The following is a 25,039-nucleotide window of genomic DNA, read 5'->3' on the forward strand; positions in this document are numbered from 1 at the left end:
GTAACTCCTTAAACCAGATGGCGAGCTGCAGCAATCACAGACTGCCCGTATGAAATTGCCCCATCCCCCGCGGGTAAACGCTTTGGAAAGAGCAAAGTGAAATCGTGTAGATAGTGCGTAAGGCGACTGCGCAGCAGCGCGTTGTGCAGCACGCCGCCGCCGAAAGCCAGCGTCGAGAGCGACAGACGCTCTGCATGCTGACGCATTAAGGCGGCAATGCCCTGCGCCAGCGCATCATGAAACGCCCACGCTTTTTGCGCCGGGGTTGCCTGCCAGCTCAGCCATGCCTGCCAGAAGGTGGCGAGATCCAGCTGATTATCAACAACCGGCATCGTCACTGGATGTCTCACGCCCGCACAGCCCGACGCCAGCGCTTCCAGCCGACAGGCGGCCTCGCCTTCGTAGCTCAGCGCCAGCGGCGCGCAGCCGACCGCACAGGCCACCGCGTCAAACAGGCGGCCGCAGGAGGACGCCACCGGACTGTTGATCCCGCGCTGAATCGCCTGCGCCAGCAGCGGCCAGTTTTGCTGCTGTACGGTCTGCGTAGCATCAAACGTTTCCCAGCCGGGCACGAACGCCAGGCAGTGCGCTAGCAGGTTACGCCACGGCTGACGCGCCGCCAGGTCACCGCCCGGCAGCGCCACGGCGGGTAGGCCGCCAAGATGTTCACACTCACGGTAGCTCACGCGCAGACACTCACCGCCCCACAGCGCGCCGTGTTCACCCATGCCGATACCGTCGAGCGCCATCGCAATCACCTCACCGCCGTCAAGCGGCCAGTCGTGCTCGGCAAGGCAGGCGGCAATGTGCGCGTGATGATGCAGCACCTGATGCTGCGGCAGCGCCAGTTCAGCCGCCCATTGGGACGAACGATAGGCCGCATGGTAATCCGCCACCACCGCCTGCGGCGCAAAGTCATAAATGGACTGCATCAGCGCCAGCGCCTGCCGCCACTGGGCTTCCACGCCGTCGTCGGTCAGGTCGCCAAAGTGCTGGCTGAGTACCGCCCGGTCGCCGCGCACCAGGCAGAAGGTATTTTTCATGTCCGCGCCGAGGCAGAGCATCGGCGGTACATCGCGAAAGCCCGGCGGCAGGCTCAATGCATCCGGCACATAGCCGCGCGAACGGCGCAGCATCTCACCGCTCTGACGCACCACCGAATCGTCCATACGCTGCACGATATCGCGGTTGTGCAGCAGGAAGCCGTCGGCAATATCGGCCAGATCGGTCAGTGCATCATCGTTGGTCAGCGCCGGTGGCTTACCGCTCAGATTACCGGAGGTCATCACCAGCGGGCGCGCCAGCGCCTGCATTAGCAGATGCTGTAGCGGGTTGGCGGGCAGCATCACGCCAACCTCCGCAAGATCCGGCGCAATCTCCGGACAGACCCCAGGAATCAGATGTTTATCCACCAGCACAATCGGTGCGGCGGGGGTTTTCAGCAGCGAGCGGGCGTCAATTGACAGCGCGTCGGCGTTTGCCACCATCACCGCTAGCGGTTTTGCCGGGCGATGTTTGCGCGCACGAAGCGTCGCCACCGCCGCAGAATTTCCGGCATCGCAGGCCAGATGGAAGCCGCCAATGCCCTTCACTGCCACAATGCCACCGGCATCAATCATGGCGATAGCGGCGGCAAGCGCCGCCTCTTTTTCCGCGCGTTGTTCGCCGCTTTGCCACATCAACCACGGCCCGCACTCGGCGCAGGCCACCGGCTGGGCGTGAAAACGGCGGTCATAAGGATTACGGTACTCCGCCTCGCACTGCGGGCAGAGCGGAAACGCCGCCATCACCGTCAGCGGGCGGTCATAGGGCATGGCGTGAATAATGGTAAAGCGCGGCCCACAGTGGGTGCAGTTGATAAACGGGTAGCGATAGCGCCGCTCCTGCGGGTCGTTCATTTCTGCCAGGCACGCCGGGCAGGTTGCCGCATCCGGGACAATCTGGGTGCTCATCGCCCCGGCACCGCTCTGGCGGATGGTAAAATCGGTCGGCAGCGTCGGCCACTCAAAGGGCTCGACGTGGGTACTATCAATGCGCGCAAGCGGCGGGCAGTACTGGTACAGCGCGGCGATAAAGTCCGCTTCGTCACCGTACAGGCGCAGCAGTACCCCGGCGCTGTCGTTGCAGACATCACCGAGGCAGCCGCGCTGTTTGGCTAGCTGCCAGACAAAGGGACGGAAGCCCACCCCCTGTACTTTTCCGCAGATGCGGATCTGCACGCCGTTTGCGTTCATCTGATTACCCGTTAAGCGCCGCGTTCAGGCGCGTTTTCATCGACTGATAGCTATCCTGCGCGTAGATTTCGGCCCAGTTCTGATCCTCAATCGCCTCGACTTTCACCGCGCAGTACTTGGTTTCCGGCGTTTTCGAGATAGGGTCGAGGTTATCCTGGGTCAGTTCGTTGCAAGCACCAATCCACCATTGGTAGGTCATATAAACGCTGCCGTGATTGATGCGTTCGCTCACGCAGGCGCGGCTAATCACTTTGCCGCGACGTGAGGAGACCCACACCAGCTGCTTATCATGCACGCCAAGCAGGTTGGCATCCTGCGGATTCATTTGCACAAAGCCTGGCTCATCAGCGAGCGATTGCAGCGCCGCGCAGTTGCCGGTCATCGAGCGACAGGAGTAGTGCCCGACCTCGCGTACGGTGCAGAGCACCAGCGGGAAGTCGGCGTCCGGCGTTTCGGCTGGCGCACGCCACGGTGCCGCGAACAGGTGGCCTTTACCGTCAGGCGTGGCGAACTGATTGCCTTCGTACAGATACGGCGTCCCCGGATGGTCAAGGGTCGGGCACGGCCACTGTACGTGCCCCATCTCCCCCATTTTCTCGTAGGTGACGCCGTAGAACAGCGGGCACAACTCGCGCATTTCGTCCCAGATTTGCTGGTTGTCGTCGTAGTGCATCGGGTAGCCCATTTCGCTTGCCAGCAGGCTGATAATTTCCCAGTCGCGCTTGACGTTATAGGTCGGTTCGATGGCTTTTTCGAAGCGCTGGAAGCCGCGGTCGGCGCAGGTGAAGACGCCGCCGTGTTCACCCCATGAGGTGGCGGGCAGCAGCACGTCCGCCTGCTCGGCGGTCTTGGTCATAAAGATGTCCTGCACCACCACAAAGTCGAGCGCTTCAAACCCTTTGCGCACCAGACCTAAATCCGCCTCGGTTTGCAGCGGGTCTTCGCCCATGATGTAGTAGGCTTTCACCTTCCCTTCGATGGCCAGATGCGGCACTTCGGTAATGCGCACGCCGACTTTATCGTCCATCAGGCTGGCATCTATGCCCCAGGCTTTGGCGAACTTCTCGCGCACGGCGGCGTCCACCACATCCTGATAGCCAGGGAACTGGTTTGGCAGCACGCCCATGTCGCACGCGCCCTGCACGTTGTTCTGCCCACGCACCGGGCCAACGCCGACGGCTTCACGCCCGAGGTTACCGGTCAGCAGCGCCAGGCTTGCCAGCCCTTTCACCACGTCAACCGCCTGGCCAAACTGGGTGACACCCATGCCCCACATAATGGTCGCCGACGGCGCGGCCGCATAGGTGCGCATCGCCTGACGAACCTGCATGGCCGGAATGCCGGTCAGGGATTCCACCGCTTCCGGCGCGTAGTCTTTGACGATTTCGCGCAGCTCATCAAGCCCGGTGGTATAGCGAGAAACGTACTCGTGGTCGTACAGGTCTTCTTCCAGCAGCACGTGGGCGAAAGCGTTCACCAGCGCCATATTGCTGCCGTTACGCATCTGCAGATGCTGGTCGGCGATGCGCGCGGTTTCAATACGACGCGGATCGCAGACGATAATTTTGGCCCCTTTGTCTTTCGCCTTAATCACGCGACGCGCCACAATCGGGTGCGAGTCCGCGCAGTTGTAGCCAAAGACCAGCAGGCAGCGGGAGTTTTCAATATCGCCGATGCTGTTGCTCATCGCGCCGTTGCCCAGCACGTCCTGAAGCCCGGCCACCGATGGGCCGTGGCAAACGCGCGCGCAGCAGTCGACGTTATTGGTATGCAGCACGCCGCGGGCGAATTTCTGCATCACATAGTTGGTTTCATTGCCGGTGCCGCGCGATGACCCGGTGGTCATAATGGCGCGCGGCCCGAATTTGGCTTTGATATCGCCAAGACGCTTCGCGGTATAGCGAATCGCCTCATCCCAGCTCACGGGAGTGAACTTGCCGCCTTTTTCATAGCGGATCATCGGCTGCGTTAATCGGGGGGTCAGCAGCTTGGTGTCGTTCAGAAAATCCCAGCCGTAATAGCCCTTCAGGCACAGCTCATTCTGGTTGGTTTTACCGTCGGCGGCCTCGGCGCGGATAATTTTACCGTTGTCGACAACCAGCTTCAGTTTGCAACCAGCCCCACAGTAAGGGCACACACTCGTGATTTTTTTCATCAGTAACAGACCTGTTAAAAGAGAAATAAGGATGATTAAAGAGAGATAGACGCGGCGCTATCAAGCGCGGCGCGACGGCGTTTTTCCGCGCTCAGCTGTTCAAGCTTGCTGCGGTCGACGCAAAACAGCGCGTGAGTCGGGCAGGCTTCCATACAGGCTGGGCCAGCTTCACGGTGGTAGCAAAGGTCACACTTGTTGGCTTCCGCTTTCTCCGCACGCACCTTCAGGCCCGCACCGCTGTTACGAACCACCGGACGCACCACCACTTCCATCGCACCATAAGGGCACGCCACCACGCAGGTTTTGCAGCCGATGCAGCGTTCCTGCATCACGTGGATAAAGCCTTTATCGCGGCTGATTGCGCCGTTCGGGCAGACGTTAGCGCACGGCGCGTCTTCGCACTGGCGGCAGGCGGTGGCGGTAGAGACATCTACGCCTTTAATAACGTGAATACGGGGCAGGAAAGATTGCGGCGTCAGCGCGGCGCAGTCCTGATCTTCCTGGTGGGAAACCACGCATGCGACTTCGCATGTCCGGCAGCCAATACATTTACTCGCATCAGCAATGATGAAACGGTTCATCAACTTCTCCAGCAATGACAGTGAATTCGCGGGAGAATGCATTATTCGAGCCAACTTTTAGTTAGCTGTTTTTTAAGGAGATTTTATTGCTGATGATGAGAGATAAGCTGTCATCGTCACTTATGACGATGACAGATGACGACGCTAAGCGTGCGGACCGGGGACGATGGATTCACGCTCAATCAGTTCACCAGGGAAGGTTTGCTGATATTTAAAATCCCCGCCGTCGAGCATGAAAATAAGGCGGTGGATGGTCTCTTTGATCATTTCCGTGACCGGAATTCGCACGCTGGAGAGCGACGGCACCATATACGGTGCGAGAGTAATATCATCAAAACCCAGCACCGAAACCTGCTGCGGTACGTTTATTCCGCGCGCATGCAGACGTTTAATCGCCCCGACCGCCATATCGTCATTACTGGCGACCAGCGCGCTAAAGTTCACCTTACTGTCTAGCAGCGCATCCACTCCGGCGGCACCGGTCGCGGGCGTCCACTTTCCTTGTACAATCAGCTCATTACGCACGGCAATGCCGTGCTTCGTCAGCGCGTCTTTATAGCCGGACAGGCGTTCAATACCGGTAGGAGAATCCAGCGAGCCGGTAATAAACGCAATATCGCGATGGCCAAGGAGAATTAACCGCTCCACCGCATTCTGACTGGCGGATTTTTGATCGCAATACACGCAGTGGCTGCTATTTCGCCGCAGCCGACGGTTAATCACTAATATCGGCTGCTGTTGCTGCTGAATAATGTCGTCAATATCGTCGACGCTCAGAAAACGGGGATAAATAATAATGCCGTCACAGCGCAGGTCGAGCAGGTACTGAATGGCATCTCGCTCCTCCTCGGCGCTGTGCTTACCGTCCGCCAGAATCAGCCGCCGCCCGTGATCTTCGGTCATGCTCGCCGCGTGGAACAGCAGCTCGCTGAAATAGACCCCGTGATAGAGCGTATTGGTGACCACCAGCCCCAGCGTCTGCGTCTTTTTGGTCGCCAGGTTACGTGCCAGAAGATTAGGCCGATAGCCACTCTCTTCAATGGCCAGAAACACCCGGTCTTTCGTCTCCTGACTGACATAACCGTTGCCCGATAGCACCCGGGATACGGTGGCTTTCGACACGCCCGCCCGTCGCGCCACCTCCAGCATTGTCGTCATAGTCATACCTTTGAGAAATCATTTGCCAGCAGTGTACTTCACCGTTTCGCTATTTTCAGCATCCACCGATCTGCGCGCTTTTTGCCCAACGTTGGTTCATGTGATCGGTTTCACGAATTAATCAAAAACAAAAATTAGATCTTGATGTAACAAAAATAACGCATGAATATTATGTGGAACCGGTTTCCTATGCAACGTTTCATCACCCCGCCACACCGGGCGATGAGCGATAAGTACCCTACTGATAAAACAGGATTTTCCGATGTCTAAAAACTATGCGGCTCTGGCGCAATCCGTGGTGGGCGCGCTTGGCGGCGTGGAGAACATCTCCGCCGTCACGCACTGCATGACCCGCCTGCGCTTTGTACTGAAAGATGAAACGCAGGTCGACAGCGCCAGCCTCAAGGGCATCAGCGGCGTGCTGGGCGTGGTGCGTAACGATAACCAGTGCCAGGTGATTATCGGCAACACCGTCTCCCAGGCCTACCGTGAGGTGGTGAACCTGCTGCCGAGCAACCTGCAGCCTGCCGCCCCGGTCGGAAAACCGAAGCTCACCTTACGCCGCATCGGCGCCGGGATCCTCGACGCGCTGATCGGCACCATGTCGCCGCTGATCCCGGCGATTATCGGCGGTTCGATGGTTAAGCTGCTGGCGATGATCCTCGAGATGACCGGCGTGCTGCCAAAAGGCGCACCGACGCTCACTATTCTGACAGTGATCGGCGACGGCGCGTTCTTCTTCCTGCCGCTGATGGTCGCCGCCTCTGCGGCGGTGAAGTTCAAAACCAATATGTCGCTGGCGATTGCTATTGCCGGGGTGCTGGTGCATCCGAGCTTTATTGAGCTGATGGCGAAAGCGGCCCAGGGCGAGCACGTCGAATTCGCCTTTATCCCGGTAACGGCGGTGAAGTACACCTATACCGTGATCCCGGCGCTGGTGATGACCTGGTGCCTCTCCTACATCGAACGCTGGGTCGATAAGATCACCCCGGCGGTCACCAAAAACTTCCTCAAACCGATGCTGATCGTGTTGATCGCCGCACCGCTGGCGATCCTGCTGATTGGCCCGATTGGCATCTGGATCGGTAGCGCCATCTCCGCGCTGGTGTACACCATTCACGGCTACCTCGGCTGGCTGTCGGTCGCCATTATGGGCGCACTGTGGCCGCTGCTGGTGATGACCGGGATGCACCGCGTCTTTACGCCCACCATCATTCAGACCATCGCCGAGACCGGCAAAGAGGGCATGGTGATGCCGTCGGAAATTGGCGCCAACCTGTCGCTCGGCGGTTCGTCGCTGGCGGTGGCATGGAAAACCAAAAACCCGGAACTGCGTCAGACCGCGCTGGCGGCGGCCGCTTCCGCCATTCTGGCCGGCATTTCTGAACCGGCGCTGTACGGCGTCGCCATCCGTCTGAAACGCCCGCTGATCGCCAGCCTGATAAGCGGCTTTATCTGCGGCGGCATTGCCGGTGCCGTCGGGCTTGCCAGCCACTCCATGGCCGCACCGGGCCTGTTCACCAGCGTGCAGTTCTTCGACCCGGCCAACCCGATGACGATCGTCTGGGTATTTGGGGTGATGGCGCTGGCGGTGGTGCTCTCCTTTGTGCTGACGTTGATTCTTGGTTTTGAAGATATTCCCGTCGAAGAGGCCGCCGCTGAGGCGCGCAAGCGTCAGGCCACCGCGCCTGCCGGTGCGGCAGCGGCACGAATTTCATAATTTTTTAGCGAGGTAACGCATGTCGACATTTCCGCAAGGGTTTCTCTGGGGCGGCGCCATTGCCGCCAACCAGGCCGAAGGGGCTTATCTTGAGGGCGGCAAAGGGCTGACCACCGTGGATATGATCCCGCACGGCGTAAACCGCCTGCCGGTGAAGCTGGGGCAAGAGAAGCGCTTTACGCTGCGCGACGATGAGTTCTACCCGAGCCATCAGGCGATCGATTTTTATCATCGCTACAAAGAAGATATCGCGCTGATGGCGGAGATGGGCTTTACCGTATTCCGCACCTCGATTGCCTGGAGCCGACTCTACCCGAACGGCGACGAACTGACGCCAAACGAAGCGGGCATCGCTTTCTATCGCGACCTGTTCCTCGAGTGCCAGAAGTACGGCATTGAGCCGCTGGTCACCCTGTGCCACTTCGACGTGCCGATGCATCTGGTCACCGAGTATGGTTCATGGCGCAACCGCAAAATGGTCGATTTTTTCGCCCGTTACGCCCGCACCTGCTTTGAGGCGTTCGACGGGCTGGTGAAGTACTGGCTGACCTTCAACGAAATCAACATCATGCTGCACAGCCCGTTCTCCGGCGCGGGGCTGGTGTTTGAAGAGGGTGAAAATCAGGATCAGGTGAAATACCAGGCCGCGCACCACGAACTGGTCGCCAGCGCACTGGCCACCAAAATCGCCCATGAGGTCAACCCGCAGAACCAGGTCGGCTGCATGCTGGCGGGCGGTAATTTCTACCCTTACTCCTGCAAGCCGGAAGACGTGTGGGCGGCGCTGGAGAAAGACCGCGAGAACCTGTTCTTTATCGACGTGCAGGCGCGCGGCCGCTATCCAGCCTACTCGGCGCGGGTGTTCCGCGAGAAAGGCGTGACGATCGCTAAAGAAGCGGGCGATGACGAGATCCTCAAGCACACCGTCGATTTTGTTTCATTCAGCTACTACGCCTCGCGCTGCGCGTCGGCGGAGATGAATGCCAACAATACCAACGCGGCAAACATCGTGAAGTCGCTGAAAAACCCGTATATCGAAGCCAGCGAATGGGGCTGGGGCATCGACCCGCTCGGCCTGCGCATCACCATGAACATGATGTACGACCGTTACCAGAAGCCGCTGTTCCTGGTGGAAAACGGTCTTGGCGCGAAAGATGTGGTTAACGCCGACGGGCAGATTGATGACGATTACCGCATCAGCTATCTGCGCGAGCATATTCGGGCGATGGGGGAAGCGATTGAGGACGGTATTCCGGTGATGGGTTACACCACCTGGGGCTGTATTGATCTGGTGGCTGCCTCAACCGGCGAGATGAGCAAGCGCTACGGGTTTGTCTACGTTGACCGTGATGATGCGGGGAATGGGACGCTGGCGCGGACGCGTAAGAAGTCGTTCTGGTGGTATAAGAAGGTGATTGCCAGCAACGGGGAAGATTTGGCGTAGGTGCCATCCCGGGGTCGGCGTAAACGCCTCGCCCGGGCTACGAGTCGAATGTAGCTCGGCCGAGCGTAGCGACGCCGGGAATTACTCTTCGTCCTCAGCTTCCAACTGCGCAAACCCGCCGTTCCCCCGCCACCCTTCAAGACGCTGATAAACCACTTCAACCGCGTCTTTGATCGCCTGGGTCATTGGATAGTAAAACCCAACGATATCCGGCTGAATACCGAGGAATATCACCTCACCCACGTCGTCTTTCAGCTGATCCACCAGGTAATTCAGCGGCATATTGTGGGTGGTCATCATAAACATTTCGGCGATGTCGTCCGGGTCGATAATGCGAATCTCGCCCGGGTTCAGCCCCATATCGGTGGCATCAACAATCAGCAGGCGAGCTGGGTTCAACTCGCGGATCGCCACAATATCGTTTTCCGGCGCGCTGCCGCCGTCAATCACAACCCACGCCCCTTTCGGCTGGGCTGCACACATTTCTGCCAGCAGAGGGCCAGCGCCATCGTCGCCCATCATGCTATTGCCGACACAGAGTAAAACGTCAGTCATGGTCATTCCTCAATCGTAAAATCAGTCGCGCAGGCGACGCACCATCAGATAGATGGCGCTCTCCTGATGAATGGCGTGCAGCATATTGAGCATCGCCTGGCTCCACTCTTTTTGCTGCGGGGTTTGTGACGCCCGCGCTTTATCAAACGCGTTCGCCAGCATCGACACGTGGTTGCTGTCGATGACAATCTCGCCGTACTTCGGCACGCCTTCCATCTTGCGCCGCGCCGTGCTGTCCGCTTCAAGCGTAGCAATCCACGCCAGATATTCATCCCACGGGCAGGTCAGCGCGGCTTCGAGGCAGTCGATGACCCCGAGGTGGTGGCCAATCGCCAGGCTGTAATAGACAACCTGCTGCGCCTCGGAAGGCGTGGCATCGTTCTCATCAATAAATTTACGGCTCAGTTGACTGAACACCACCTGTTCGCTCATCGAATACGTGCCTCTTCTACTACGTGGTTAAGCTGCGTGACGATTTCCGTCAGACGCGGATCGTTTTCTGTGGCCAGCCACTGCTGAACCTGAGTGTCACCCTGGCCCAGATGCAGCATATAGTCGTCGGCAATCTGGCGACCATAACGATAGCCCGCCAGACGGCGCGCGGCGCGGTCAACCTGCACGCGCAGCGGCTGGACCATATCCGGATGCAGAATTTCAGCCGGCTGTGCGTCCAGTTCACTTGGCGCACGCGCGTGGATTTTCTGCTCCAGCAGACCCAACGCCATGGCGAAGCCGTACAGCGTTGCCGCAGGCGTTGGCGGGCAGCCTGGAATGTACACGTCTACCGGTACAATTTTATCGGTGCCGCCCCAGACGCAGTACAGGTCGTGGAAGATACCGCCGCTGTTGCCGCAGGCGCCGTAGGAGATACAGATTTTCGGGTCCGGCGCGGACTGCCAGGCGCGCAGCGCCGGCGAACGCATGGCGCGGGTCACCGCACCGGTAAACAGCAGAATGTCAGCATGACGCGGTGACGGCACCACTTTAATACCAAAACGTTCGGCGTCGAACAGCGGTGAAAGCGTGGCAAAGATTTCGATTTCGCAGCCGTTACAGCCGCCGCAGTCCACGCGGTACACGTAGGCGGAACGCTTGATGTTTTTCAGCAGCGACGCTTTCATGCTGGCGATAGATTCTTCTACCGTCATCGGCACCGGCATGCCGTTGTCGTCGCGTGACCCTATTAAGTTGCTCATCAGATGGCCTCTTTCATGTGGCGAGTCAGGTCAATACGGTCGGAAGGCACCAAACATTTCTGACGCTTACATTCCGGGCAGGTCTCAAAGCTTTCGCGGTGATTTTCCGCGCGGCTGTCGCCGTTGTGCTTGAGCAGCGCAATGGCGTAATCAATCTCTTTTTGCACCGCAAACGGACGGTTGCAGACGCGGCAGTTGCAGATATCAAAACGGGACTGCTGCAAGAAATCTTCTTTCTTCCACACCGCCAGTTCGTACTCCTGCGACAGCTTGATCGCCGCCGTCGGGCACACTTCTTCGCAGCGGCCGCAGAAGATGCAGCGGCCGAGGTTGAACTGCCACGCCAGCTGATTGCTGACACGGTCGGTTTCCACCGTCAGGGCGTTCGACGGGCAGGCGTTCACGCACGCCGCGCAGCCGATACACTGCTGCGGGTTGTGTTCCGGCTTGCCGCGGAAGTTTTTATCAACCGGCATCGGTTCCAGCGGATAGGACGATGTCGTAGTGCCGGTTTTGATGACTTTTTTGATAAAGGTAAACATGACGATTCCTTATTTCAGCGGCGAGTTCTTACGCTCGATGCTGTAGCGCTCAAGCTCTTTGTACGGCACGACCTTGCTCTTCTTCTTACGCACGTCAACCACGGTCATACGGTCGGTACAGGAGTAGCAAGGGTCGAGGCTACCGATAATCAGCGGCGCATCGGAAACGGTGTTGCCGCGCAGCATGTAGCGCAGGGTTGGCCAGTTGGCGTAGGTCGCCGCGCGGCAGCGCCAGCGGTACAGCTTCTGGTTGTCGCCGGTCATGCTCCAGTGAATATCATCGCCACGAGGCGCTTCTGAGAAGCCCAGCGCGAAACGGTTTGGAATATAGGTGAACCCTTCCACCGCCAGCGGGCCGCCCGGCAGGTTATCGAGGCCGTAATCAATCATGTTCAGCGCGGTGAACACTTCGTTGATACGCACTTTCAGGCGGGAGATAACGTCACAACCCTGCTCGCTGTGTACTTCCATCGGCAGCAGACCGTAGCCCACAAACGGGTGATCGGCACGGGTATCACGGGCGTGGCCGCTGGCGCGAACCATCGGGCCGACGTTACTGAAGTCACGGGCGATTTCCGGATCCAGGCGGCCGATACCGACGGTGCGCTGTTCCATGTTCGGGGTGCTCAGCAGAATATCCACCAGGTCCTGCACGTCGCGACGCATCTGCTGCGCCAGCTGACGGGTCTGGATCATGTCGTCTTTCAGGAAGTCACGACGGATGCCGCCAATCAGGTTCAGACCGTAGGTTTTACGCGCGCCGGTGAGGATTTCCGCCATTTTCATGGAGGCTTCACGAACGCGGAAGAACTGCATAAAGCCAGAGTCAAAGCCGGTGAAATGGCACGCCAGGCCGAGGTTCAGCAGGTGCGAGTGCAGACGCTCAACTTCCAGCAGAATGGCGCGGATCATCTGCGCACGTTCCGGCACCACGATGCCCATCGCGTTCTCGACGGAGGTGGTGTAGGCGGTGCTGTGGGCAAAACCACAGATGCCGCACACGCGGTCAGACAGGAATGTCACTTCGTTGTAACCCATGCGGGTTTCCGCCAGTTTTTCCATGCCACGGTGGACATAGAACAGACGGTAGTCGGCGTCGATAATGTTTTCGCCGTCAACGAACAGGCGGAAGTGGCCCGGTTCATCGGAGGTGACGTGCAGCGGGCCAATGGGCACGACGTTGTTTTTCTTGCTGCCCAGCTCGTTGATGAACTCGTAGGTTTCGGCATCGGTGGTCGGTGCCGGGCGCTGACGGTAGTCCATGCTGTCTTTACGCAGCGGGTACAGCTCGTCTGGCCAATCATCCGGCAGCACCAGACGACGTTCGTCAGGCAGGCCCACCGGGCGCAGGCCGTACATGTCGCGCACTTCGCGCTCGCCCCAGACTGCCGCCGGAACGCGTGGCGTGACGGACGGGTATTCGAGGGTGTTCGGGTCGACTTCGACGCGCACGGTAATCCAGCACTTAGTGCCTTTTTCCATCGACAGCACGTAGTAGACCGCATAGTGTCCGTTCAGTTTACGTTCGTCGTTGCCGAACAGCACCGACAGCCAGCCGCCCTGCTGGTAGTAAAGAAACTCGACGACTTCCGGCAGGTAGTTCACCTTCACGGTAATCGTTAACTGGTCTTTGGTCTGCCAGGCTTCGTCCAGCACCACGCCCGGGAAGGACTGGTGCAGCGCAGCGAGGTAGTGTTGACCCACTTTTTCTTCAGACATGCTCAAAACTCTCTTATCACGCCACCAGCAAGGAGACGAAGGCTAAAAAGGCTAAACCGAACCCGGTCCAGGTGATACGACCGGTAATATCCAGACGCAGACGCGCCATGCTGTTTTCGAACAGCGCGATAATCAGCACGCCAACCACCAGCTTGACGATGGCGGTAATCACGGCAACCACCAGACCACCAACGCTAAAGCTGGTCATCTGTCCCCACGGGATGAAGACGCCAACGAACATCTGCAGCACCACCAGCTGTTTCAGGCTGATGCCCCACTTCAGCACGCCGAAGCCGCTGCCGCTGTATTCAGACAGTGGGCCTTCCTGCAGCTCCTGCTCCGCTTCCGCTAAGTCGAACGGCAGTTTGCCCATTTCGATAAAGGTGGCGAAGGCACAGGCGCAGAAGGCCAGCGCCAGCGGAATGCTGCGGCTGACCGGCCAGTGGTAAACCGTGGCAGTGATGTTACTGATATGGGTAGAGCCTGCGACCAGCGCAGCGACCCACAGACCCAGCAGCAGAATCGGCTCCACCAGCACGCCGAGCATCGCTTCACGGCTTGCGCCGATGGCGGTGAACGGGCTACCGGTGTCGAGACCGGCAATGGCGAAGAAGAAACGCGCGACGGCAAACAGGTAGATAAGGGTAATCAAGTCGCCCAGACCCGGCAGCGGGGAAGCAACAGTCACCACCGGCAGCGCGGTCGCAATCGTCAGCATCACGCCAACCATCACAAACGGCGTCAGGCGGAACACCCAGCCGGAAGCGTCCGGGCCGATGCTCTGACGGCCCAGCAGTTTGATGATGTCGCGATACTCCTGCATCACGCCCGGCCCGCGACGGTTATGCAACCGTGCGCGCAGCACGCGGGTGATACCAGACAGCAGCGGCGCGACGGCAAACAGCACCAGCGCCTGCAGTACAGCAAATAGGAACGTCATGTTCAGGCTCCTCGAGAGATGACAATCACGACCAGCACCGCCAGTTCAACCAGCGCCAGGCGTTGCAGCAGCAGCGGCGCCGCCGCGTTCTGCCAGCCCGGAACCAGAGAGACCGGGTTAAGCCATTTGCGCAGTTTCAGTACCGGGGCAAAGGCCTGTTTCACCGGCATCGCAAAACCGTGCGCGGTGATCACCATGGATTGTTCGTGGTCGTAACCACAGACCCACGCCGCGCCGCGAGAACGGCTTGGCAGGCGGTTGCCTTTGAGCAGCGCCAGAATGATGAACGGCAGCAGCGGGCAGGCAATCAGCAGCAGGGTAATCATCGGCTGGGAGACCACGGTGTGCGCGGTAGCCATCGGCAGCGGCACGGCGGCGCTCAGCATTGGCAGCAGCCACGGCGCGGCAACGCCGCCAACGATACACAGCAGCGCCATCACCACGGTGCTGATCGCCATCAGCAGCGGCGCGCAGCAGGCGTTTTCCGCCTCTTTAGTGCGCGGTGCGCCAAGGAAGGTAACGCCGTAGACTTTCGCCATACACATCACCGCCAGTGCGCCGGTGATCGCCAGGCCAACGGCCAGCAACGGCCCCAGCAGACGACCAATAAACGCCCCGCTGGTGCTCAGCTTGAAGAAGGACTGGTAGATAACCCATTCGCCAGCAAAGCCGTTCAGCGGCGGCAGCGCAGCCATCGCCATCAGGCCGACCAGCATTGCCAGGGAGATCATCGGCATACGTTTACCGATACCGCCCAGCTTCTCGATGTCGCGGTGGCCGGTACGGAACCAGACGGAACCCGCGCCGAGGAACAGCGTGGTTTTGAACAGGCTATGGTTAAGCAGATGGTACAGACCACCGGTCAGACCCAGCGCCACCATCACCGGCTCCTGCAGTGCCAGGCCGGTCACGCCGACGCCTAAACCGAGCAGGATGATGCCGATGTTTTCCAGCGTGTGGTACGCCAACAGACGCTGAATGTTGTGCTCCATCAGCGCGTACAGACCGCCGACAAACGCGGTGATCATGCCCAACACCAGCAGCGCAATGCCCCACCACAGCGGCTGAACATCACCCAGCAGCGACACGGTGAGAATGCCGAGCAGACCCACTTTCATCACCACGGTAGAGAACAGCGCGGCAGCCGGTGCGCTCGCGTTGGCGTGAGCCTGCGGCACCCAGCCGTGCAGCGGGATAATCCCTGCCAGCAGGCCGAAGCCCATCACGCAAAGTACCCAGATGTCAGAACCGATTGGCAGCATCTGCGCACGTTCGTTCAGCAGCACCAGATCCAGCGTGCCGTAGCGCTGCCACAGCAGCAGGCAGGCAATCGCCAGCAGAATAGTACCCAGACGGCCCAGCGCAAACCACAGCTTGCCGGAGGAGGCGCAGCCGGTGAGGAACGCGCCGCACAGCGCCATGATTTCCGCCATCACCACCAGCGAACCGAAGCTGCTCGCCACGATCGCGAAGACGGCAGCCGCCAGCAGGATGTTAATCAGCAGGCCGTTGCTTTTGACGTTCGGATGACGATGCCAGTCAATGTTGTAGAGGCTGACAAACAGACCGCACAGGCCGAGCGCAATCAGCCATACCGCGTTCAGCGGGGAGACCAGCACGCTGTAGTGCACCAGCGACAGGCTGCCCATCACCGGGTAACCGTGAACCAGCACCTGAACGCCCGCCAGGCCCGCGCACAGGCTGCCCAGCGCGCCGCCGATACCGGCAACAAAACCGCTCAGGGATTTATTAAACGACAGCACAAAGGACAGCACGGCGGCGGCGGCAAACCAGGCCACTGCGCTATTAATCAACGTCATGACGCTCATTTCGCCTCTCCTTGTTGCGCCTGGAACAGCGTCAAATCGCCTAAGTCGGTATGGAAGGTCAGCTCACGTTTGCGTTTGCTGACGCGGGCGATGTCCATGTTGTTCACCAGATGCAGCGCTTTGGTCGGGCAGGTACGCACGCAGGCTGGGCCTTCTTCGTCGAAGTGGCACAGGTCGCATTTCACCGCGATGGCGCGGATGCCAGGCACCCAGTCCAGCAGCGTACTGACGCGAGCCGGAGCCGGCGGTGCAGGCAGCGCTTTCGGCGAGTTGGCGTTGGCCGGGATATCCAGCGGACGGCTGCCGGAAAATTCAATCGCCCCAAACGGGCAGGCAATGCCGCACAGTTTGCAGCTCACGCACAGGCTTTCGTTCAGCTGTACGGCGCCATCGACGCGGGTTATCGCATTTACCGGGCAAACCCCGGCACACGGCGCGTCTTCACAGTGGTGACACATCTGTGGCGCGGATTCTTTTTCATTGAGCATTACTCTAAGCCGCGGCATAGATTGCAGGCCGTGGTGGCGATGCGTTTCCGCACAGGCCGCTTCACAGGTACGGCAACCGATACAAACGGTAGAGTCAGCAATTACAAAACGATTCACCAGGTCTTCCTCAGGTGACAGTCATTTTTGACGAAATCATGCAGAGCAAGTGTCATTTCGACACCCGTCGACACACCGATAATCAAGCGTGAGAAGCCCGTTGAGGCTCTTGTGCCAGCTGGCTGAAACTCACCGGGCTGTCGCTTTCAAGCGCCGCATACAGGGTGTCGTATACCGGCGAAATTTTTTCCAGGTAATGCTCCAGCACCTGCTCGCGGTCGCGGATATTGACGGTGCCGTCAATAAAGCCGTTCATGCTCATCTCGGCGCTGCCTACGCACTGTTTATTCAGGCCGTCGCGGGTTTCAACTACGTACTCAACGGTGTGGCTGTTAAAGCCGCTGGCCAGGCTCACAGAAACCACGAAGTGTTCGAACAGCACGAAGCTCAGCTCTTTCTCTGGCGCGCAGTTCATGGCGTGATGCAGACGCGCTTTGGACAACGTAATCCCTTGAACCAGAGAGTTGCAGTAGACACGCCATTGATCCTGATGGCGGCGGTGACGATCGGCGATATAGTCGGCCTTCTCGCTAATTTCCCAAATAGTCATGTCGGTTACCCGGTTAATAGAAACAAGCCTCCTAAGCACTTTTCATGCCATGTTTTCAACCTACTGATTTAATTTAATTTTAGTGAAATGACACTGCCGGAGTGACATGTCATTTCGTCAGTGCGACATCGTCATCGACAGTCTTTACGCCCCATATTTCATCTCTGGCATCGTTATTGCATTACTCCTGCGAGTGATGTACCAGGAGGCGTTATGCACGAAATCACGCTCTGCCAGCGAGCGCTGGAAATTGTCGAACAACAGGCGATACAAAACGGCGCGAAACGCGTCACCGGCGTCTGGATGAAGGTCGGCGCTTTTTCTTGTGTAGAGACGAGCGCAATGACCTTTTGTTTTGATCTGGTGTGCCGCGGCACGCTGGCTGAAGGCTGTACACTGCACGTCGAAGAACAGGAGGCGGAATGCTGGTGTGAATCCTGCCAGCAGTATGTTCAGCTCGTGTCAGTTCACGTGCGCCGTTGTCCGCAATGCCATAGCGACAACCTGCGCATCGTCGCCGACGACGGTTTACAGATTCAGCGAATTGAAATTGATCAGGAGTAAAGTATGTGTACCACCTGTGGTTGTGCCGATGGCAACCTCTATATAGAGGGCGATGAACGTAACCCGCACTCGCTGTTCCGCAGCGCGCCTTTCGCCCCGGCAGGCCGTCCGGCAATCTCCATTACCGGCGTCAGAACCCGAGAATTTGAACCGCAGGCCGCGGATAACGGCGACCTGCACTACGGCCACGGCGAAGCGGGTACCCACGCGCCGGGCATGAGCCAGCGTCGGATGCTGGAAGTCGAAATAGATGTGCTGGATAAAAACAACCAGATTGCCGCCCGCAACCGCGCACGCTTTGCCGCCCGCGAACAGCTGGTGCTGAATCTGGTCTCCAGCCCTGGCTCCGGTAAAACTACCCTGCTCACCGAAACCCTGATGCGTCTGAAAGACCGCGTCTCCTGCGCCGTTATCGAAGGCGACCAGCAGACGGTGAACGACGCCGCGCGTATCCGCGCCACCGGCACCCCGGCGATTCAGGTCAACACCGGTAAGGGCTGCCACCTTGATGCGCAGATGATTGCCGACGCTGCCCCGCGCCTGCCGCTTGAGAGCAACGGGATTCTGTTTATTGAGAACGTCGGCAACCTGGTCTGCCCGGCGAGCTTTGATCTGGGCGAACGCCACAAAGTCGCCGTGCTGTCGGTCACCGAAGGTGAAGACAAGCCGCTGAAGTACCCGCATATGTTTGCCGCCGCGTCGGTCATGCTGCTCAACAAAGTTGACCTGCTGCCGTACCTCAACTTCGACGTTGAGAAGTGCCTCGCCTGCGCGCGCGAAGTGAACCCGAATATTGAAATCATCCTGCTCTCCGCCACCAGCGGCGAAGGCATGGATAGCTGGCTGAACTGGCTGGAGACGCAGCGATGTGCATAGGCATTCCGGGACAAATTTCTGCCATTGATGGCGTACAGGCGAAGGTAGATGTTTGCGGCATTAAGCGCGACGTCGACCTGACGTTGGTCGGCGCAGTGGACGAAAACGGTCAGTCGCGCATCGGCCAGTGGGTGCTGGTGCACGTGGGTTTTGCCATGAGCATCATCAACGAAGAAGAGGCGCGCGATACCCTCGCGGCGCTGGAAAATATGTTTGAAGTCGAGCCCGACGTTGGCGCGCTGCTTTTTGGCGAGGAACGGTAATGCGTTTTGTTGATGAGTACCGCGCGCCCGAGCAGGTGATGCAGTTGATTGCCCACCTGAAAAGCCGGGCGCAGCATCTGGCCTATACCGCTGAACGCCCACTGCGCATCATGGAAGTGTGCGGCGGCCACACGCACGCGATTTTCAAATTCGGTCTCGACCAACTGCTGCCGGAGAACATCGAATTTATCCACGGGCCGGGCTGCCCGGTGTGCGTACTGCCGATGGGGCGCATCGACACCTGTATTGAAATCGCCAGCCATAAAGAGGTGATTTTCTGTACCTTCGGCGACGCTATGCGCGTGCCGGGGAAAAACGGCTCGCTGATGCAGGCGAAGTCACGCGGTGCGGATATCCGCATCGTCTATTCGCCGATGGACGCCTTAAAGCTGGCGCAGCAGAACCCGGACCGTAAAGTGGTGTTCTTCGGCTTAGGCTTTGAAACCACCATGCCGACCACCGCTATTACCCTGCAGCAGGCGAAGGCGCAGAAGGTCAGTAACTTCTTATTTTTCTGTCAGCACATTACGCTGATTCCAACGCTGCGCAGCCTGCTCGACCAGCCGGACAACGATATCGATGCGTTTCTGGCACCGGGCCACGTCAGCATGGTCATCGGCACCCACGCCTACGGCTTTATCGCCAGCGACTATCAGCGCCCGCTGGTGGTGGCAGGTTTTGAGCCGGTTGACCTGCTGCAGGGCGTGAACATGCTGGTGGAGCAGAAAATTGCCGCCGCGCCTTGCGTCGAAAACCAGTACCGCCGCGTGGTGCCGGACGATGGCAACCTGCTTGCACAAAACGCCATTGCCGAGGTGTTTGCGGTCAAGGGCGACAGCGAATGGCGCGGCCTGGGGTTAATCAACGACTCCGGTGTACAACTGACGCCAGACTATCAAGCATTCGACGCGGAAGCGCACTTCAAACCGCAGCCACAGCGCGTCTGTGACGATCCGCGCGCCCGCTGCGGCGACGTGCTGACCGGCCGCTGCAAACCACATCAGTGCCCGCTGTTTGGCGCGACCTGCAACCCGCAGAGCGCGTTTGGCGCGCTGATGGTATCGTCAGAAGGCGCCTGCGCCGCCTGGTATCAATATCGCAGTCAGGAGGCAGAAGCATGAAAAGTATTCAGTTAGCGCACGGGAGCGGCGGGCTGGCGATGCAGCAGCTGATCGACAGCCTGTTTATGAAAGCCTTCGCCAACCCCTGGCTGGCAGAGCAGGAAGATCAGGCGCGTCTGTCGCTGGCCTCGCTGACCGCCCACGGCGACCGCCTGGCCTTCTCCACCGACAGCTACGTCATTGACCCGCTGTTCTTCCCCGGCGGCAATATCGGCAAGCTGGCGATTTGCGGCACCGCCAACGATGTGGCGGTAAGCGGCGCGGTGCCACGCTACCTCTCCTGCGGCTTTATTATTGAAGAAGGGCTGCCGATGGAGACGCTGGAGGCGGTGGTCAACAGCATGGCGGAGACGGCCAAAGCGGCGGATATCGCCATCGTCACCGGCGACACCAAGGTCGTGGGTCGTGGCGCGGCGGATAAGCTGTTTATCAATACCGCCGGAATGGGTGCCATCCCGTCCGATATTCACTGGGGCGCGGCAACGCTCACCCCGGGGGATCTGCTGATGGTCAGCGGCACGCTCGGCGACCACGGCGCGACCATCCTCAATCTGCGCGAACAGCTCGGCCTTGACGGCGAACTGCAAAGCGACTGCGCGGTGCTGACGCCGCTTATCCAGAGCCTTCGCCCGATTGCTGGGGTGAAAGCGCTACGTGATGCCACCCGCGGCGGCGTCAACGCGGTGGCCCATGAGTTTGCCGCCACCAGCGGCCACGGTGTTGAAATTCATGAACAACATATTCCGCTGAAAGACGCGGTGCGCGGCGTGTGCGAATTATTAGGGCTTGACGCGCTTAACTTCGCAAATGAAGGTAAACTGGTGATCGGCGTGACCCGCGAAGCAGCCGATGAGGTGCTCGCCGCACTGCGCGCCCATCCGCTGGGGCGTGATGCCGCTATCATTGGCGAAGTCACGGAACGCCGTGGGGTTCGCGTTGCCGGGCTGTACGGCGTGAAACGCACGCTGGATCTTCCTCACGCCGAACCGCTGCCACGAATCTGTTAACAGGCCGCTCAAGGTCTGAAATTTATTATTATTATTAGAGCTTATCCCCGTCAGTATGATGACGGGATAGGCTTTTGGCGATCGCACCCACCGCGGTGCATTTATGGGCAAGCTACATGTCGTATACACCGATGGGCGATCTCGGCCAGCAAGGGCTGTTTGATATCACCCGGACTCTTCTCCAACAACCCGATCTGGCCGCACTCAGCGAAACGCTGGCGCAGCTGGCAAAACAATCTGCGCTAGCGGACAGCGCGGCGATCATCCTGCTGCAGCCGGGAAACCACCGCGCGGGCTACCACGCCACGCATGAAGCGGGTAAACCCATCGCCTATGAAGACGATAGCGTGCTGGCGAACGGCCCGGTCAGACGACTGCTGTCACGCCCCGACGCCCTGCACTGCAGCTACAGCGAGTTTCACGAAGCCTGGCCGCAGCTGGCCCACAGCGGGCTTTACTCGCCGTTCGGCCACTACTGCCTGTTGCCGCTGGCGGCGGAGGGACGCATCTTCGGCGGCTGCGAGTTTATCCGCCAGAACGACCAGCCGTGGAGCGAAAAAGAGTACCAGCGCCTGCACACCTTTACCCAGATTGTTGCCGTCGTCACCGAACAGATCCAAAGCCGGGTGACTAACAACGTCGATTACGATCTGCTGTGCCGCGAGCGCGATAATTTCCGTATTCTGGTGGCGATCACCAACGCCGTGCTGTCGCGCCTCGACATGGACGATCTGGTCGGCGCGGTAGCCAAAGAGATCCACTACTACTTCAATATCGACGCCATCAGCGTGGTGCTGCGCGGCAACCGCAAAGGCAAGCTGAACATCTACTCGACGCACTATATTGACGTCAACGATCCGGTGCACGATCAGAGCGAAGTGAACGAATCCGGCACGCTGACCGAACGCGTGTTTAAGAGCCAGGAGATGCTCAAGCTCAATCTCCACGAACAGGACAAACTGGCCCCGTACGAGCGCCAGCTGTTTGAAATGTGGGACGATAAAATTCAGACGCTGTGCCTGCTGCCGCTAATGTCGGGCGACAAGATGCTCGGCGTGCTTAAGCTTGCCCAGTGCGACGAAAAAGTGTTCTGCGCCGCCAACCTGAAGCTGCTCAAGCAAATTGCAGAGCGCGTCTCCATTGCCGTCGATAACGCCCTCGCCTATCAGGAAATACACCGTCTGAAAGAGCGTCTGGTGGACGAGAATCTCGCGCTGACCGAACAGCTGAACAACGTTGACGGCGAGTTTGGCGAGATAATCGGCCGCAGCGAAGCGATGTTCAACGTGCTCAAGCAGGTTGAGATGGTGGCGCCAAGCGACAGCACCGTGCTGATCCTCGGCGAAACCGGCACCGGTAAAGAGCTGATTGCCCGCGCCATCCACAATCTGAGCGGCCGTAACAGCCGCCGGATGGTGAAGATGAACTGCGCGGCAATGCCGGCTGGCCTGCTGGAAAGCGACCTCTTCGGCCACGAGCGCGGCGCATTTACCGGTGCCAGCGCCCAGCGCATTGGCCGCTTTGAACTGGCGGATAAAAGCTCCATGTTCCTCGATGAAGTGGGCGATATGCCGCTAGAGCTGCAGCCGAAGCTGCTGCGCGTGTTGCAGGAGCAGGAGTTCGAACGCCTCGGCAGCAATAAGCTGATCCAGACAGATGTACGCTTGATCGCCGCCACTAACCGCGATCTCAAGCAGATGGTGCTGGATCGCGAATTCCGTAGCGATCTTTACTATCGCCTGAATGTCTTCCCGATCCACCTGCCGCCGCTGCGCGAGCGCCCGGAAGATATTCCGCTGCTGGTCAAAGCCTTCACCTTTAAAATCGCCCGCCGTTTGGGGCGCAACATCGACAGCATTCCGGCGGAAACGCTGCGGACCTTAAGCCAGATGGAATGGCCGGGTAACGTGCGCGAGCTGGAAAACGTGATTGAGCGTGCGGTGCTGCTGACCCGCGGCAGCGTGCTGCAGCTTTCTCTGCCGGAGCTGGCCTTTGCCAGCGAAGCGCCGCCGGAGCCAATGCCGATGGCGGAGTCGCCGAAAGAGGGAGAGGACGAATATCAGCTGATTGTTCGGGTGCTGAGAGAGACCAACGGCGTAGTGGCCGGGGCGAAAGGCGCGGCGCAGCGTCTGGGGCTTAAACGCACCACATTGCTCTCAAGAATGAAACGCCTGGGTATTGATAAAGATACGTTAATGTAAAAACTGTGGCTATACTGACCTCTGATTCAATAACGAGTGAATGGAGGCAGTATCGTATGGCAGTTTCAGCACGCAACCAATTAACAGGCACCATCAGCGCAGTCTCTACCGGCGCGGTCAACGACGAAATCGAACTGACCCTGCCGGGCGGCGCAAAGCTGGTCGCTATCGTCACTCACAGCAGTAAAGAAGCGCTGGGCCTGGTCAATGGTAAGGAAGCCATTGCGCTGATTAAAGCCCCGTGGGTCACGCTGGCAACCGAAGACTGTGGTCTGAAATTCTCCGCCCGCAACCAGTTTGCCGGTGAAGTCACTCAGGTGACCGAAGGCGCGGTGAACGCTACCGTACATATCAAAACCGATGCTGGCTTTGAGATTGTTGCCGTGGTCACCAACGAAAGCCAGAGCGAGATGAAGCTGGCGAAAGGCAGCCGCGCGATTGCGCTGATCAAAGCATCCGCGATTCTGATCGCCACCCGCGCGTAAGTTTTCTCCGGCGTCGCTGCGCTCGGCCGGGCTACATTCGGTTCGTAGCCCGACCGAGCAACGCGACGCCGGGAATAGCACCCGCCTCACACCTTCTCGTTTCTCTATTTATGAAACATCGTTTTGTGAATTCATTCCCGTTCTCACGATGTCATGGATGATAAATAAGCGTTTTCCCCGTGGAGACGTCTATGATTCGCTTACCTCTGTCCGCCGCTCTTGCCCTGGCATTTTCCGTACAGACGGCTGTTGCCGCCCTACCCGTTTTTTCCATCTGGCCCGGTGGCGAAGCGCCTGGCGCTAAAAACAGCCCGGTGAGCTACGCGCTGGTTGAACGCAGCAAAGATCCGAGCCTGCCGGACCGTGCCGTTACCGGCATCCGTGCCCCGGAAATCACCGTCTATGCCCCGGCACATCCGAACGGCGTCGCGCTGCTGGTCACCCCCGGCGGCTCCTACCAGCGGGTGGTGCTGGATAAAGAAGGCAGCGATTTAGCCACGCCGTTTAACGCCAAAGGCTACACCCTGTTCGTGATGACCTACCGTATGCCCGCCGATGGTCATGCCGAAGGGGCCAATGCGCCATTAGCTGACGCCCAGCGGGCGCTGCGCACGCTACGCGCTAACGCCATGAAGTGGCATATTGATCCGCAAAAAATTGGCGTGATGGGCTTCTCTGCTGGTGGTCACGTGGCCGCAAGCCTGGAGACGCGCTACGACGAAACGGTATATTCCCCGCTCGATGCCGTCGATAAACAGAGCGCACGCCCCGACTTCGTGGTGCTCGGCTACCCGGTTATCTCGATGGATAAAACCATAGCTCACCCCGGCTCGCGCACGGCGCTGATTGGCGACACGCCAACGGCCGAGCAGATTAAGCACTACTCTCCCGAGCGGAACGTCACCGCACAAACGCCGCCAACCTTCCTGATGCACGCGGTGGATGACCCGTCGGTACCGGTCGATAACTCGCTGGTGATGTTCAACGCCCTGCGCGCGCACAATGTGCAGACCGAGCTGCATCTGTTCGCCGAAGGGAAGCATGGATTTGGTATTCGCGGTGCCAAAGGCCTGCCCGCCGCCGCATGGCCAGAGCTGGCGATGAACTGGATTGCTTCGCTGCCGTAAAACTCCCCCGGCGTCGCTGCGCTCGGCCGGGCTACATTCGGTTCGTAGCCCGGCCGAGCAACGCGACGCCGGGTATTGCACCCAGACAAAATTGAGATCTCATTTTTCCCTTTTGATCACAATAATCCAGTAAATCACCTCATTCTCTTCTGTCTCCCCGCCCCGCA

General features: G+C 59.2%; 23 protein-coding genes. 10 read left to right on the plus strand and 13 right to left on the minus strand.

What is annotated here, in order from left to right:
- Positions 1–8 precede the first annotated feature (8 nt).
- The 4 genes from hypF to FHC49_RS12445 form a co-directional block, all read right to left on the minus strand.
- Entirely contained in the window at positions 9–2,234 is a 2,226-nt protein-coding gene (gene hypF / locus FHC49_RS12430; RefSeq protein ID WP_220439911.1) for a carbamoyltransferase HypF, read from the minus strand.
- A gap of 4 nt (positions 2,235–2,238) precedes the next feature.
- On the minus strand, positions 2,239–4,389 hold the full coding sequence (gene fdhF / locus FHC49_RS12435; RefSeq protein WP_220439912.1) for a formate dehydrogenase subunit alpha: 2,151 nt from the start codon (positions 4,387–4,389) through the stop codon (positions 2,239–2,241).
- 35 nt (positions 4,390–4,424) lie between these two features.
- Positions 4,425–4,970: an electron transport protein HydN gene (gene hydN / locus FHC49_RS12440; protein WP_185668054.1), complete on the minus strand. Its 546-nt coding sequence runs from the start codon at positions 4,968–4,970 to the stop codon at positions 4,425–4,427.
- 144 nt (positions 4,971–5,114) lie between these two features.
- Complete coding sequence (locus FHC49_RS12445; protein ID WP_220439913.1) at positions 5,115–6,128, minus strand: LacI family DNA-binding transcriptional regulator; 1,014 nt, start codon at positions 6,126–6,128, stop codon at positions 5,115–5,117.
- Between the two features lie 262 nt (positions 6,129–6,390).
- On the opposite strand from FHC49_RS12445, the gene ascF reads away from it, so the two are divergent.
- Both ascF and FHC49_RS12455 read left to right on the plus strand, forming a co-directional pair.
- Positions 6,391–7,848, plus strand: coding sequence for a PTS cellobiose/arbutin/salicin transporter subunit IIBC (ascF, locus tag FHC49_RS12450; protein WP_220439914.1), 1,458 nt, complete (start codon positions 6,391–6,393; stop codon positions 7,846–7,848).
- Between the two features lie 19 nt (positions 7,849–7,867).
- The gene (locus tag FHC49_RS12455; RefSeq protein ID WP_220439915.1) at positions 7,868–9,292 is read left to right on the plus strand and encodes a 6-phospho-beta-glucosidase; all 1,425 of its coding nucleotides are present in this window, start codon (positions 7,868–7,870) and stop codon (positions 9,290–9,292) included.
- Positions 9,293–9,373: 81 nt separating this feature from the next.
- Here the strand turns inward: FHC49_RS12455 and hycI are convergent, their stop codons facing one another.
- The 9 genes from hycI to hycA all read right to left on the minus strand — a co-directional run bounded on the left by hycI (position 9,374) and on the right by hycA (position 17,228).
- A complete protein-coding gene (gene hycI / locus FHC49_RS12460) occupies positions 9,374–9,847 on the minus strand; it encodes a hydrogenase maturation peptidase HycI (RefSeq protein ID WP_220439916.1) in 474 nt (157 codons plus the stop codon).
- Between the two features lie 21 nt (positions 9,848–9,868).
- Positions 9,869–10,279: a formate hydrogenlyase maturation HycH family protein gene (locus FHC49_RS12465; RefSeq protein WP_065357866.1), complete on the minus strand. Its 411-nt coding sequence runs from the start codon at positions 10,277–10,279 to the stop codon at positions 9,869–9,871.
- Entirely contained in the window at positions 10,276–11,043 is a 768-nt protein-coding gene (locus FHC49_RS12470; protein WP_220439917.1) for an NADH-quinone oxidoreductase subunit B family protein, read from the minus strand. The genes FHC49_RS12465 and FHC49_RS12470 overlap by 4 nt, the downstream gene beginning before the upstream one ends.
- Positions 11,043–11,585 carry a formate hydrogenlyase complex iron-sulfur subunit gene (locus FHC49_RS12475; RefSeq protein ID WP_035892566.1) on the minus strand — a complete coding sequence of 181 codons (543 nt, stop codon included), beginning with the start codon at positions 11,583–11,585 and terminating at the stop codon, positions 11,043–11,045. The genes FHC49_RS12470 and FHC49_RS12475 overlap by 1 nt, the downstream gene beginning before the upstream one ends.
- A 9-nt stretch (positions 11,586–11,594) precedes the next feature.
- Positions 11,595–13,304, minus strand: coding sequence for a formate hydrogenlyase subunit HycE (gene hycE / locus FHC49_RS12480; protein WP_185668049.1), 1,710 nt, complete (start codon positions 13,302–13,304; stop codon positions 11,595–11,597).
- Positions 13,305–13,320: 16 nt separating this feature from the next.
- Complete coding sequence (locus FHC49_RS12485; protein ID WP_220439918.1) at positions 13,321–14,244, minus strand: respiratory chain complex I subunit 1 family protein; 924 nt, start codon at positions 14,242–14,244, stop codon at positions 13,321–13,323.
- A gap of 2 nt (positions 14,245–14,246) precedes the next feature.
- On the minus strand, positions 14,247–16,073 hold the full coding sequence (gene hycC, locus FHC49_RS12490; RefSeq protein WP_220439919.1) for a formate hydrogenlyase subunit 3: 1,827 nt from the start codon (positions 16,071–16,073) through the stop codon (positions 14,247–14,249).
- A complete protein-coding gene (locus FHC49_RS12495) occupies positions 16,070–16,678 on the minus strand; it encodes a 4Fe-4S dicluster domain-containing protein (protein ID WP_185668046.1) in 609 nt (202 codons plus the stop codon). The genes hycC and FHC49_RS12495 overlap by 4 nt, the downstream gene beginning before the upstream one ends.
- A gap of 82 nt (positions 16,679–16,760) precedes the next feature.
- Positions 16,761–17,228 (minus strand): formate hydrogenlyase regulator HycA, encoded by a 468-nt coding sequence (hycA, locus tag FHC49_RS12500; protein ID WP_185668045.1) that lies wholly within the window; start codon positions 17,226–17,228, stop codon positions 16,761–16,763.
- A 213-nt stretch (positions 17,229–17,441) separates the two neighbouring features.
- Between hycA and hypA the strand changes: the two genes are divergently transcribed.
- From hypA to FHC49_RS12540, 8 genes are all read left to right on the plus strand, one after another.
- Positions 17,442–17,792 (plus strand): hydrogenase maturation nickel metallochaperone HypA, encoded by a 351-nt coding sequence (gene hypA / locus FHC49_RS12505; protein WP_185668044.1) that lies wholly within the window; start codon positions 17,442–17,444, stop codon positions 17,790–17,792.
- Between the two features lie 3 nt (positions 17,793–17,795).
- Positions 17,796–18,668 carry a hydrogenase nickel incorporation protein HypB gene (gene hypB / locus FHC49_RS12510; RefSeq protein ID WP_185668043.1) on the plus strand — a complete coding sequence of 291 codons (873 nt, stop codon included), beginning with the start codon at positions 17,796–17,798 and terminating at the stop codon, positions 18,666–18,668.
- Positions 18,659–18,931, plus strand: a complete 273-nt coding sequence (locus FHC49_RS12515) for a HypC/HybG/HupF family hydrogenase formation chaperone (RefSeq protein WP_035892574.1) — start codon at positions 18,659–18,661, stop codon at positions 18,929–18,931. Before hypB ends, FHC49_RS12515 begins: the two co-directional genes overlap by 10 nt.
- A complete protein-coding gene (gene hypD, locus FHC49_RS12520) occupies positions 18,931–20,052 on the plus strand; it encodes a hydrogenase formation protein HypD (protein WP_220439920.1) in 1,122 nt (373 codons plus the stop codon). The genes FHC49_RS12515 and hypD overlap by 1 nt, the downstream gene beginning before the upstream one ends.
- Entirely contained in the window at positions 20,049–21,059 is a 1,011-nt protein-coding gene (gene hypE, locus FHC49_RS12525) for a hydrogenase expression/formation protein HypE (protein WP_185668041.1), read from the plus strand. Before hypD ends, hypE begins: the two co-directional genes overlap by 4 nt.
- Before the next feature lie 116 nt (positions 21,060–21,175).
- Complete coding sequence (gene flhA / locus FHC49_RS12530; RefSeq protein WP_185668040.1) at positions 21,176–23,260, plus strand: formate hydrogenlyase transcriptional activator FlhA; 2,085 nt, start codon at positions 21,176–21,178, stop codon at positions 23,258–23,260.
- Positions 23,261–23,316: 56 nt separating this feature from the next.
- Positions 23,317–23,745 carry a molybdopterin-binding protein gene (locus FHC49_RS12535; RefSeq protein ID WP_123650573.1) on the plus strand — a complete coding sequence of 143 codons (429 nt, stop codon included), beginning with the start codon at positions 23,317–23,319 and terminating at the stop codon, positions 23,743–23,745.
- Positions 23,746–23,936: 191 nt separating this feature from the next.
- A complete protein-coding gene (locus FHC49_RS12540) occupies positions 23,937–24,872 on the plus strand; it encodes an alpha/beta hydrolase (RefSeq protein WP_220439921.1) in 936 nt (311 codons plus the stop codon).
- The last annotated feature ends 167 nt before the right edge of the window (positions 24,873–25,039 follow it).

Source organism: Kluyvera sp. EC_51, from assembly GCF_019584505.1.
Lineage (GTDB): Bacteria > Pseudomonadota > Gammaproteobacteria > Enterobacterales > Enterobacteriaceae > Kluyvera > Kluyvera sichuanensis.